The organism is Limibacillus sp., assembly GCA_037379885.1.
In the GTDB taxonomy this organism is placed as follows: Bacteria; Pseudomonadota; Alphaproteobacteria; order Kiloniellales; family CECT-8803; genus JARRJC01.
In genome coordinates, this window is the sequence record JARRJC010000067.1 from 1 (window position 1) to 11,275 (window position 11,275).

General features: G+C 66.0%; 15 protein-coding genes and 1 riboswitch. Of the genes, 1 reads left to right on the top strand and 14 read right to left on the bottom strand.

What is annotated here, in order from left to right; genetic code table 11:
• Positions 1-366 (top strand): peroxidase-related enzyme (locus P8X75_13655; protein MEJ1996227.1); only part of this gene is annotated, 366 nt, incomplete at its 5' end.
• An 11-nt stretch (positions 367-377) separates the two neighbouring features.
• Here the strand turns inward: P8X75_13655 and P8X75_13660 are convergent.
• The 14 genes from P8X75_13660 to P8X75_13725 form a co-directional block, all read right to left on the bottom strand.
• Positions 378-1,355, bottom strand: coding sequence for an endonuclease/exonuclease/phosphatase family protein (locus P8X75_13660; GenBank protein ID MEJ1996228.1), 978 nt, complete (start codon positions 1,353-1,355; stop codon positions 378-380).
• Between the two features lie 73 nt (positions 1,356-1,428).
• Positions 1,429-2,175 (bottom strand): ABC transporter permease, encoded by a 747-nt coding sequence (locus tag P8X75_13665; GenBank protein ID MEJ1996229.1) that lies wholly within the window; start codon positions 2,173-2,175, stop codon positions 1,429-1,431.
• Between the two features lie 5 nt (positions 2,176-2,180).
• A complete protein-coding gene (locus tag P8X75_13670) occupies positions 2,181-2,927 on the bottom strand; it encodes an ABC transporter permease subunit (GenBank protein MEJ1996230.1) in 747 nt (248 codons plus the stop codon).
• A gap of 70 nt (positions 2,928-2,997) precedes the next feature.
• Entirely contained in the window at positions 2,998-3,741 is a 744-nt protein-coding gene (locus tag P8X75_13675; GenBank protein ID MEJ1996231.1) for an ABC transporter substrate-binding protein, read from the bottom strand.
• Positions 3,726-3,809: riboswitch (cyclic di-GMP riboswitch) on the bottom strand. Its footprint overlaps the gene before it by 16 nt.
• A 10-nt stretch (positions 3,810-3,819) precedes the next feature.
• The gene (locus tag P8X75_13680) at positions 3,820-4,542 is read right to left on the bottom strand and encodes an ATP-binding cassette domain-containing protein (GenBank protein MEJ1996232.1); all 723 of its coding nucleotides are present in this window, start codon (positions 4,540-4,542) and stop codon (positions 3,820-3,822) included.
• A gap of 85 nt (positions 4,543-4,627) precedes the next feature.
• A complete protein-coding gene (locus P8X75_13685) occupies positions 4,628-5,113 on the bottom strand; it encodes a cytochrome c-type biogenesis protein CcmH (GenBank protein ID MEJ1996233.1) in 486 nt (161 codons plus the stop codon).
• Positions 5,110-5,655, bottom strand: coding sequence for a DsbE family thiol:disulfide interchange protein (locus P8X75_13690; GenBank protein ID MEJ1996234.1), 546 nt, complete (start codon positions 5,653-5,655; stop codon positions 5,110-5,112). The genes P8X75_13685 and P8X75_13690 overlap by 4 nt, the downstream gene beginning before the upstream one ends.
• A 7-nt stretch (positions 5,656-5,662) precedes the next feature.
• Positions 5,663-7,648 (bottom strand): heme lyase CcmF/NrfE family subunit, encoded by a 1,986-nt coding sequence (locus P8X75_13695; protein MEJ1996235.1) that lies wholly within the window; start codon positions 7,646-7,648, stop codon positions 5,663-5,665.
• Positions 7,645-8,133 carry a cytochrome c maturation protein CcmE gene (ccmE, locus tag P8X75_13700; protein ID MEJ1996236.1) on the bottom strand — a complete coding sequence of 163 codons (489 nt, stop codon included), beginning with the start codon at positions 8,131-8,133 and terminating at the stop codon, positions 7,645-7,647. Before ccmE ends, P8X75_13695 begins: the two co-directional genes overlap by 4 nt.
• Positions 8,130-8,357: a heme exporter protein CcmD gene (gene ccmD, locus P8X75_13705; protein MEJ1996237.1), complete on the bottom strand. Its 228-nt coding sequence runs from the start codon at positions 8,355-8,357 to the stop codon at positions 8,130-8,132. The genes ccmE and ccmD overlap by 4 nt, the downstream gene beginning before the upstream one ends.
• 140 nt (positions 8,358-8,497) lie before the next feature.
• On the bottom strand, positions 8,498-9,163 hold the full coding sequence (gene ccmB / locus P8X75_13710; protein ID MEJ1996238.1) for a heme exporter protein CcmB: 666 nt from the start codon (positions 9,161-9,163) through the stop codon (positions 8,498-8,500).
• Positions 9,160-9,810 carry a heme ABC exporter ATP-binding protein CcmA gene (gene ccmA / locus P8X75_13715; protein MEJ1996239.1) on the bottom strand — a complete coding sequence of 217 codons (651 nt, stop codon included), beginning with the start codon at positions 9,808-9,810 and terminating at the stop codon, positions 9,160-9,162. The genes ccmB and ccmA overlap by 4 nt, the downstream gene beginning before the upstream one ends.
• 243 nt (positions 9,811-10,053) lie before the next feature.
• Positions 10,054-10,935 carry a DUF3108 domain-containing protein gene (locus tag P8X75_13720; GenBank protein ID MEJ1996240.1) on the bottom strand — a complete coding sequence of 294 codons (882 nt, stop codon included), beginning with the start codon at positions 10,933-10,935 and terminating at the stop codon, positions 10,054-10,056.
• 104 nt (positions 10,936-11,039) lie between these two features.
• The coding region (locus tag P8X75_13725) for a hypothetical protein (protein MEJ1996241.1) at positions 11,040-11,275 on the bottom strand (236 nt) is incomplete at its 5' end.

The following is an 11,275-nucleotide window of genomic DNA, read 5'->3' on the forward strand; positions in this document are numbered from 1 at the left end:
GAGAGGGAGATGATCGCGGTGGTCGTCTCCTCGGCGAACCGCTGCTACTACTGCCTGGTCGCGCACGGACAGGCGGTGCGCGCCCTTTCCGGCGACCCGCAGCTGGGCGAGATGATGGTGATGAACTACCGAGTGGCGAAGCTGTCGGAGCGCGAGCGGGTCATGCTGGACTTCGTCTGGAAGCTGACAACCCGCCCACAGGACATTGCCGAAGAGGACCGGGAAGGCCTGCGCGCCCAGGGCTTTTCCGAAGAGGACATCTTCGACGTCTGCGACACGGCGGCTTTCTTCAACTACACAAACCGCGTCGCCCACGGCATCGACATGATGCCCAACCCCGAATACCACGCGATGGACAGGGCCTAGCCGCTTTCCCGCTAAAGGGAAAAGCGCGCCACCAGGGGCGCATGGAAGCTCTCAGGGCTGTGGTTGAGGCTGGCGTAGGCCGCCAGTTCGTCGCCCAAAGCCTCGTTGTGCAGCTCGATATCGCGAAAGGCCGACAGCAGCGCGCGGGAGACCAGGATATGGTCCAGCATGGTCTTGCGGCCTGCATGGATCACGCTGTAACGCCGCCAATCGGGCAGATTGCGCTCCACCGGGGTCAGCACGCGCGGCGCCAGCGCGCCGTTGCCGCTGTCGTCGATGTCCGCACGCAGGATCCTGAGCGGCATCTCCTGTTCCTCGGCGTTGAGGTCACCGCAAACGGCCACGAGCGCCTCGGGCTCCCGGTCCAGCAGCGCCTCGACCAGCAGCCGGGCTTCGAGCGCCTGCCCGCTGCGCTTCAGCGCCGCCAGATAGAAGCCCTCGGCCCAACCGCCCGCGGACTTCCAGGAAAAGGGGCCGCTTTTCTGCCCCTCCACCGCCGCCGCCAGGGGCGCGCGCAGGTGCAGGTTGATGAGGTGCAGCCGTCGCCCATCCGGCAGCGTGACGGGCGCTGAAAGAAGCGGGCGGTCCCACGCGATGGGTTTCGCCTCGCGCTCCGCAGGCTGCGCCGTCACCGGACGGTAGAGGGGTGCTGGCACCAGATCGTTTCTCAACTGCCGGACCTCGCCCAAGGGCCAACGGCTCAGAATGACGAGGTTGTGCTTATCGAAGGGCGCGCCCTTGGGCCAGAGCGTGGAAAGCCTTTGATACCCGGCGTAGGGCGTCTCCTCCAGCAAGGTGTCCAGAGCCGCCAGCGAACGGTCATTCCCGTCGCCGCTTCGCTGTGCGTTCACCTCCTGAAGGCAAAGCAGGTCCGCCTCCAGGCGCAGCAGCTGGGGTCGCAGAACGCCGATCCGCGCTTCCAGCGGCGGGTCCGCGCCACGTCCGCTGTCGAGGTTTTCCAGGTTAAAGGTGGCTAGCCGCAGCTCCATGACGACAAGCCTAGCGGCAGAGGCCGGGCTGCCGTCAAGCGCCCAGGTCAAGTACGCAGGTCAGGCGCGCTGGTCAGGCACGTTGGGGCTTGGGGGCCGGCGCCTCCGCGTCCGGGCGCTGGCGCAGGTGGCCGGTCAGTCGTCGCTCCACGATCTTGAAGACAAAGAAGATGAAGTAGGAGATCGCCAGATAGATGACCGCGGCCAGGATTAGGTTCTCATAGGTCCTGTAGGTCTGCGACACCAGCTTGCGGGCGACGCCGGTCAGGTCCATCAGCGTGATGATGGAGACCAGCGAGGTCGACTGGAACAGGAAGACCACCTCGTTGGAATAGGCCGGCAGCCCGATGCGCCAGGCCTTGGGCAGGATGATCCGCGTGATCTGCTTCCAGCGTGACATGCCGACGGCTTTGGCGGCCTCGATCTCGCCGTAGGGCACGGCCTGGATCGCGCCTCGCAGGATCTCGGCGGTGTAGGCAGTGGTGTTCAGGATCAGGGTCAGCAGCGCGCAGAAGTAGGGCTCCCGGAAATAGGTCCAGAGGCCCCAGGCCCGAAGCTCGGAAACGAACTGGCCGGACCCGTAATAGACCAGGAAGATCTGCACGATCAGCGGCGTGCCCCGGAAGAAGAACATGTAGCCGTAGGTCGGCATCCAGATGAAGGGGTTCTTGGAGAGCCGCATGAAGGCGACCGGCATGGCGATCACCAGACCGATGAAGACGGAAATCGCCGTAAGCTCGAGCGTCAGGAGCGTGCCGTCGAGATACTCCGGCCAGGCTTCCAGCGCGCGTTGTCCCCAGAATGGTTCTTGCTCTTCCATCGCGCTCACGCCGTCCTGACGCCGCGATTGGCCCAGGCTTCCGCCTTACGCTGGACCTGGATCGAGACGATGGTGATCACAAGGAAGATGAAGGCCGCCGTCATGAAGAAGAGGAAAGGCTTCTTGACCGCGCGAGAGGCCACGTCGGTCATGCGCATCAGCTCGTCGAGCTGCACGACGCTCATCAGGGCGGTCGCCTTGATCAGCACCATCCAGTTGTTGCCGATGCCGGGCAGCGCGTAGCGCCAGACCTGTGGCAGGACCACTCTGAAGAAGGCCTTCTTGCGGCTCATGCCGATGGCGCGCGCTGCTTCCACCTGACCCTTGTCGAGCGACTGGAAGGCGCCGCGCAGGGTCTCGGTCATGAAGGCGCCGTAGATGAGCCCCAAGGTCAGGGTACCCGTGACGAAGGGGTTCAGGTTGACCCGGATGTCCTCACCCGTGAAGTGCATCAGGATGTCCTGAAGTCCCTGGGTGATGCCGTAATAGACCAGGATGATGAGAAGCAGCTCGGGCACGCCGCGCACGATGGTGGTGTAGGTGCCGCCGATGACGCGGGCGACCGCGGAGTGCGACAGCTTGGCCCAGGAACCGAGGAGACCGCAGAGGATCGCGAGCGGCAGCGCGGAAATGCCCACCAGCAGCGTGATCTTCAGGCCTTCCAGCAGGAAATCCGCCCGCTGGTAGTAGGCGCCGTCGATCATCTCCCAAATCGGGCCGATGATCGGTAAGGCCAGAACCTGTTCTTCCATGATCTCAGCCGCCCCCAGGCGTGGCCAAGGGGCGCCCTGCTAGAGGACGCCCCTTGCCGCGGGTCGGAACTTACTCGGCGCCGTAGACGTCGAAGTCGAAGTAAGCCTTGTTGATCTGCGCATAGACGCCGTTCTTGCGAATGGCGGTGATGGCCTCGTTCAGGCACTCACGCAGCTTGTCCTCGCCCTCACGCACGGCGATGCCGGCGCCGGTGCCGTGGTACTTGGGGTTGGAGTAGTCGGGACCGACGAACTCGAAGCCCTCACCTTCCGGCGTGTTCAGGAAGCCGTCCAGAAGCGCGACGGAGTCGGCCATGATCAGGTCGACGCGGCCGGAAACCAGATCGGCGTTGGCCTCGTCCTGAGTGGCGTAGTTGCGGACCTCGACCTCGGGGAACTCACCGCGCAGGAAGTCCTCGTGGATGGTGGCGCGCTGCACGCCCACGACCTTGCCGGCCAAACCCTCGGGAGAGACGTCGAAGCCGGCGCCCTCGGCGGCCACGAACTTGGCCGGGGTGTTGTAGTACTTGTTGGTGAAGTCCACGACTTCCTCACGCTTGGGCGTGATGGACATGGAGGCGATGATGGCGTCGTACTTCTTGGCCTGCAGGCCGGGAATGATGCCGTCCCAGTCCTGGGTGACGAAGCTGCAGGTCATGCCGGCCTCGTCGCAAAGCGCGTTGGAGATGTCGATGTCGAAACCGACCAGATTGCCGTTCTCGTCGATCGAGTTGAACGGAGGGTAGGCGCCCTCGGTTCCGACACGCACTTTCATGCCGGCGCACTCGCCGGCGGCCCAGGCCTGACCGGCTATCTTGGCTTATTAGCTTTAGACCCTTAGCTTTGCGTCTCCGCTTTTCAACGGATTTGCCTTTTCGGTTTATTTATAATTCTATTGGTTAGTAGATGCCCTCTTTTCCTCTATCCGCCCTTGGTGGAGGAAGATGACCTTGTTGGACACTTCGCGAGCGAAGCCCATTTCGTGAGTGACCACGATCATGGTGCGGCCCTCTTCGGCCAGCTGACGCATGACACGCAGCACCTCGCCCACCAGCTCCGGATCGAGCGCGGAGGTCGGCTCGTCGAAGAGCATGACCTCGGGCTCCATCGCCAGCGCCCGCGCAATGGCCGCGCGCTGCTGCTGGCCGCCCGAAAGGTGCGCCGGATAGTAGTCCAGCTTGTCGGCAAGACCGACCTTCTCCAGGACTTTCTGGGCTGTCGCGGCGGCCTCCGCCTTGGACTTGCCGAGCACCTGGGTCGGGCCTTCGGTGACGTTCTGAAGGACCGTCATGTGAGACCAGAGGTTGAAGCTCTGGAACACGAAGCCCAGGCGCGAGCGGATGCGGTCGACCTGCTTGTGGTCGGCCGGCATGCGATGCCCGCGCTTGCCTTTGGTCATGCGGATTTCCTCCCCGCTGACCACGACGCGCCCCTGATCGGGTATCTCCAGAAGATTGAGGCAGCGCAGAAAGGTGGACTTGCCGGAGCCGCTCGACCCCAGCATCGAAATCACGTCGCCTTGTTGCGCCGTGACCGAAACGCCTTTCAAAACCTCCAGGCCACCGAAGCGCTTGTGCACATCTTCGACGACCAGTGCCGGCTGGCTGTCTGCCATGCCTCTTTTGGCCTCCCTGCGGGCCTATCTGTTGCTTTTATGACAATGCACGTTAGAGGGCGTGGCGCGCGCTTGCAAAAAGAAATTAACCTGGCCCGCCCTGGTCCAGGATGCGTTGGACCTTCGCGCGTTCCTCCGCGCTCAGCGGCGCTGGCGTTGCGGCCTCTTCCACACCCGCCGCGCGCCGCCGCAGATAGAAGGCGCTGGCGATCCCGCCCAGCAAGAGCAGCAGGAAAGGTCCAAGCCAGAGCAGCAGGGTCGAGGCCTTGAAGGGCGGCTTCAAAAGCACGTAGTCGCCATAGCGGGCGACCAGATAGGACTCAACCTGATCGTTGCTGTCGCCTTCGACCAGACGCTCGCGGATCAGAAGCCGCAGGTCGCGCGCCAGCTCGGCGTTCGAGGAGTCGATGTCCTGGTTCTGGCAGACCACGCAGCGAATGCCCTTGGAGATCTCCCGCGCGCGCTCTTCCAGCGCCGGATTGTCAAGCCTCTCGTCCGGGTTGACCGCCCAGAGCGGCCCGCTGGAAAGCAGCGCCAGAACGAAGAGCAGACAGGCGGAGAGCCCCCTCATCCGCCGATCTCCTCTAAGATCGGCAGGATCTTGTCCTCCAGGTCGGGGCCGACGATGGGGCCGATCTGCTGGAAGCGGATCACGCCCTCGCCGTCGATCAGGTAGCTTTCGGGCACACCGGACACACCGAAGTCGATGGCGACGCGGCCCTCCCGGTCGGCGCCGATGGAGCGGTAGGGATTGCCGAGTTCGGCCAGCCAGAGCCGGGCGTCGGCGGGCTTGTCCTTGTAGTTGATGCCGTAGACCGGCACCCCGTGCTCCTCGGCGAGCTTGGTGATCAGCTCGTGCTCCGCGCGGCAGGGTATGCACCAGGAGGCAAAGATGTTGATCACCTTGACCTCCCCGTCGGCCAGTTCGGCGCTGGAGAGGCCGGGCCCGGTCATGCCCTCCACCGGCGGCAGGTCGAACTCGGGCAGGGGCTTGTTCACCAGGGCCGAGGGCACCGCGGAGGGGTCGCGGTCGCTCAAGAGTCCCCAGAGCGAAAAGGCGATCACGCCCAGGAAGATGACGCTCGGCAGGATGAAGAGGAGCTTGCGCAGCATCGGGCGGTCAGGCTCCGCTCTCGGCGAGCTTTGCGCCCTTCCGGCGGCGCTGCGGCGCGCCGACCCGCAAGCGGCGGTCGGAGAGCGAGACGAGCCCGCCCAGGACCATGATCAGCGACCCGGCCCAGATCCAGGGCACCAGCGGTTCGTGATAGAGCCGCACGGTCCAGCCGCCCTGCCCGTCCGGTTCGCCCACGACGGTATAGAGGTCGGCGAAGCCCGTGGTGTGGATGCCGGCTTCGGTCGTCGGGCGGTTGCCGACGTCGTAGATCCGCCGCTCGGGCGTCAGGAGCGCGACCTCGCTGCCGTTCCGGGTCACCAGGAAGCGCCCCTGCTCGGCCCGGTAGTTGGGTCCGCGCACCGGCTCCACGCCCTGGAAGGCGTACTCGTAACCGCCCAGCGCGATGCTCTCGCCCGGCCGCAGGATCTGAACCGCCTCTTCCTTCCAGGCTGCCGAAGCGGTCATGCCTGCGATGGCGACGGCGAGCCCGGCGTGCGCCAGCGTCATGCCGTAGGCCGAGCGCGGCAGGTTCAGGGCGCGCTTCAGGCTCTGGCCGGCTGGCACGCGGAAGAGCTGCACGCGCTCGGCGAACTCGACCAGCGTACCGGTGAAGAGCCAGGCGGCCAGCGCCATGCCCAGGATGGCCATGACCGGCCCCTCGCTGTGCCAGTAGAGGAAGGCCAAGCCGACCACCGCCGTCATGAAGAAAGCCAGCTTCAGACGCCCGAGGATCCCGGCGAGGTCCGCGCGCTTCCAGGCGAGCAGCGGGCCGATGCCCATGGCCACCACCAACGGGATCATGATCGGCACGAAGGTCGCGTTGAAGAAGGGCGCGCCGACCGAGACCTTGCCGCCGCCGAAAGCCTCCAGGAAAAGCGGATAGAGCGTGCCCAGGAAGACCGTCGCCGCCGCCGTGGCCAGCAGCAGGTTGTTCAGCACCAACCCGCCCTCGCGGCTGATCGGCGAGAAGAGGCCGCCGGCCTTCAGCGCAGGCGCGCGGAACGCGAAGAGCGTCAGCGAGCCGCCGATGGCGATGGCCAGCAGCATCAGGATGAAGAGCCCGCGCTCCGGATCAGTGGCGAAGGCGTGGACGGAGGTGAGCAGGCCCGAGCGCACGATGAAGGTGCCGATGAGGCTTAAGGAGAAGGTCAGGATCGCCAAGAGGATCGTCCAGACCTTCAGGGCGTCGCGCTTCTCCACGACGATGGCCGAATGCAGCAACGCCGTGCCCATCAGCCAGGGCATGAAAGAGACGTTCTCCACCGGGTCCCAGAACCACCAGCCGCCCCAGCCGAGCTCGTAGTAGGCCCACCAGGAACCGAGCGCGATGCCGCCGGTCAGGAAGGTCCAGGCCGCCAGCGTCCAGGGCCGCACCCAGCGCGCCCAGGCGCCGTCCACGCGGCCCTCGATCAGGGCGGCGACGGCAAAGGCGAAGGCGATGGAAAAGCCGACGTAGCCCAGGTAGAGCATGGGCGGATGAAAGGCGAGCCCCGGATCCTGCAGGAGCGGATTGAGGTCGTTGCCGTTCAGCGGCGGCGGAAAGACCCGCTCGAAGGGGTTGGAGGTGAAGAGCGAAAAGGCCAGAAAGCCGACCGCGATCATGGCCTGGATGGAGAGCACCCGCGCCTTCAGCCCCATCGGCAGATTGCCGCCGAAGGCCGCCACGGCGCCGCCGAACACGGCCAGGATCAGGACCCAGAGCAGCATGGAGCCCTCGTGGTTACCCCAGACGCCGGAGATCTTGTAGAGCAGCGGCTTGGCGGAGTGGGAGTTCTCGACGACGTTCACCAGCGTGAAGTCGGAGACGATGTAGGCCTGGGTCAGGGCGCCAAAGGCGACCGCCACGCACAAGAGCTGGAGGAGCGATGTCGGCGCGGCGAGCCCCATCAGCGCCGCGTTGTTCTTCTGCGCGCCGTAGAGCGGCAGGCTGGCCTGCACGATCGCGACCAGCAGCGCCAGGATGAGTGCGAAATGTCCCAGTTCGGCGATCACTGTCCGTAACTCCCCGAGCCGCCTTCGGCCCCGCTTTGCGCCCCTGCTCCGTCGCCTTGCCAGTAACCCTGTTCCTTGAGGCGGTCGGCGACCTCCTTGGGCATGTAGTTCTCGTCGTGCTTGGCCAGCACCTCGTCGGCGTGGAACAGGCCGCCGCCGTCCAGGCGGCCCACCACGACCACGCCCTGCTCCTCGCGGAACAGGTCGGGCAGGATGCCGTCGTAGGTAACGGGAATGGACGCCCCGCCGTCGGTGATGGCGAAGGAGATCTTGGTGGTGCCCTCCTGCCGCTCGACGCTGCCGCTTTCGACCAAGCCGCCCAGGCGGAAGGCGCGTTCGGCCTGAACGGCGCCGCCCGCGACGTCGCTGGGTGTGTGGAAGAACAGCAGATTCTCCTCAAAGGCGCTCAAGACCAAGGCGGCGGCGGCGAAGAGCGCCAGCATGCCGAGACCGACGAACATCAAGCGGCGGCGTTTACGCGTCATGCGGCCTCGCCACTGTTCTGCGCGCGGCCGGCGGCGCGCGCGGCGCGGCGCGTTTCGCGATCGGGCAGGGAGGCTTCCAGCCGCTCCACGGCCTTCTGGTTCTCGCGCAGGCGCCTACGGCTGAGGACCAGCAGTCCCAGCATCACCACCGCCGTCATGATGAGGCAGGGCCAGACGTAAAGGGCATAACCGCCCATCGCAAAGAAGCTGTCCGTTGCTTCCATCAAAAAGACGTTCCCACCTGAATCAAGGCTTTCCCGGTCGTTTCTCGTTACGGCCTAAACTTAATGGTTCTGTCGGCCAATGCCAGCATAGAAGCGCGCGCTGCGACCCTTTGCCCGCCGGGACCGGCCCGCGCCTTTCCTCAATCCAGACTCTGGCGCAGCGCCGCGGCCGTCGCCCAGGGCGCGAGCGGCAAGGCGGTCAGGAGGAAGGCGCCCAGCAGCAGCAGGTGCGGGCGCGCCGAAAGCTGCCCGACAGCCGCGTCCACCGCCATGATCCCGAAGATCAGGATCGGCACGGCAAGGGGCAAGATCAGCAGCGGGATTAGGATGCCGCCGCGCCGCGCGCCCAGGGTCAGAGCCGCCCCCAGCGCGCCCAGCAGGCTCAAGGTCGGTGTGCCAAGCAACAGCGCGGCCAGCATCGGAAGGTAGGCCGTGGCGTCCAGGTTATAGAGGAGCCCGATGGCGGGCGCTGCGATCACCAGCGGCAGGCCGCTGGTCAGCCAGTGGGCCAGCACCTTCATCAAGACGATGGCCTCCAGCGGCGGCGGCGCCAGCACCAGCAACTCCAGCGAGCCGTCCTCGTAGTCGCTGAGGAAGAGGCGTTCGAGCGACAGCAGCATGGAAAGCAGCGCGGACACCCAGATCACGCCCGCGCCGATGCGCGCCAGAAGGTTCGGCTCCGGCCCGACCGCGAAGGGGAAGAGACTGGCGATCAGCAGGAAGAAGAAAAGCACCATGGCGGCATCGCCGCGCTGGCGCAGGGCCAGCCGCAGGTCGCGCCTCAGGAGAACCAGAAGCGCCTTCATGCCAGGAGCACTCCGCTTTGCAGCCCGGCGAGGTCGAGACGCTTCACCTCCGCCAGCGGCAGTTCCAGGTGCGTGGCGAGCACGATCCGCGCGCCCCTCTCCCGCGCGGCCTCGATCTCCTTGCAGAGGCGCTGGACCGAAGCGGCGTCCAGCCCGACCGTCGGTTCGTCGAGCAGCCAGAGCTCGCCGGGGGCCGCCAAGAGCCTGGCGAGCGCAAGACGGCGGCGCTGCCCGGCGGAGAGGTAGCGCGCCGGCAACTCGGCCAGGGGCTTCAGCCCGAAGCGGTCCAGGGCCTCCAGGATCGCGGCCTCCCCCACATCGCCGCCCTTCAAGGCGGCCCAGAAGGAAAGGTTCTCGCTGAGGGTCAGGACCGGTTTGACGGCCTCCTGATGGCCCAGGTAGTGGACCCGGCGGCGGTGCGCCTCCGGCTCTTCGTCGAGCGGCTGGCCTTCCCAAAGCAGCTGCCCCTCGGCGGGCTTCAAAAGCCCCGCCATGAGGCGCAGGAGGCTGGATTTACCGCTGCCGTTGGGGCCCGTCAGGATCAGCGCCTCGCCCGGTCCCAGCGAGAAGCCGAGCCCGGCGAAGACGAGGCGTTCGCCCCGTTCGCAAGCCAGATTCTGTCCTTTGAAAAGCTTTTCGTCCCCCACCCGCCTGCTCGCCCATCTGTGGAAACCTTTTAAAGACAGGCCCCTTTTAGCAGGAACCCGCGCAAAAAAGTAAGGCGGAACCCGGGGTCGGGACCGGGTTCCGCCTTGGTGCAGGGCCAGCCACTTTCTTGGGGGGAGGGCGAGAGGGGCTGGCGAACTGCGTTTTTACAGAAGAGGGGAAGTTCCTCTGTAGCCTATAGAGATAGAAAGCAAGAGTGTCCGCTCTGGGACTCAATTGAGGCGTTATTGGGGCATTTCACCCGCGGTCCCTGCGGGCCGCTGGGTCAGTTGCTTGGCGCGCAAGGCGCCCTTGGCCTCGGTCAGATGAAGGATGATCTTGCCCAGACGGTTGTCGGCCTCCAGGCGCAGCGGCAGAGGCGGGCCGTCCTCGGACAGGGGCGCCAGGTAGACCCGGATATATTCGGGAATGCGCTGGCGGCTGCGTTCCTTCTTCGGACCGGCGGTCTGCTCGATGAAGAGATGACAGACCTGCGTCTCACCGCCGAAGGGGCTGTAGCCGGTCGGGCGCAGGGTCACGCCTTCCTGCTGTTCAAGGCGGAGCGAGAAAAGCTTGCGGCCGTCGAACACCTCGGTCTCGCCCTCGCAAGCCTGATTCTGCAAGAGCGTCGCGATGGGCCAGAGCAAGGCGGAGATGGGATCGAGCGCCCCGGCCCGCTGCTCAGGCGGAACGGCCTCCGTGGTCGGGCGTCTGTCTTCGGGCTCGATGTCCAGACGCGTCACCTCGCCGCCCTCGAAGGTCATGGCGATGCGCCGCTCCTTGTCTTTCTGCCAGACCGAGTTCATCTCGTAATCGCGCGGGGCCAGCCGCCCCTCGCTGAGCGCCCCCGCCGCGGTCACCGTGAAGTCGAGCGAGAAGAACTTGGCGATGAAGCCCTGGAAGTAGGCGTCGAGCTGCAAGCGGTAGTCCGCCTCGCCGATATCCACCGCCAGCTCCGCGCGCATGGCTTTCAGGCCGCCGGCATAGACGTCGTAGGCAAGCCAGGTGCTGTTCGGCCCGCTGTCCCCACCGGAGGCGGCTTGGCCGGGCTGGGCCGCGAAAAGACCACCGATCAGGGCCGCGCCGAGGGCGGCGCCGAGAGCGCGGGCTGTGCTTTTTCTGCGCAAGGCTTTGACTATCCCTCTTCCCCGAGAAACCAGGTTATCAGGCGTTATACGTCACCAAGCCCATGATATGTCCCCGAGCGGGCTGAAAATCCAGGTTTGACGCCTCAGAGCGCATCCAAGAGGAAGGTCTCGACGAAGCTTTCCGGGTCCGGCGCGCCGGGCTTCTCCTCAAAGCGAAGGATGCCCTCGGAGAGGCTGATGAGCCGCGTGGAGCTGCTGACACAGAGGAGCGCGCTCACGTTCTGCGTCACCGCAGCGCGGCCTTCGGGCGCCGCGCAGCGGGCCGCGACAGCCGAAAAGGCGGCGCGGCAGGCGGTCAGGCGGGCGAAGGTGCTGCTCC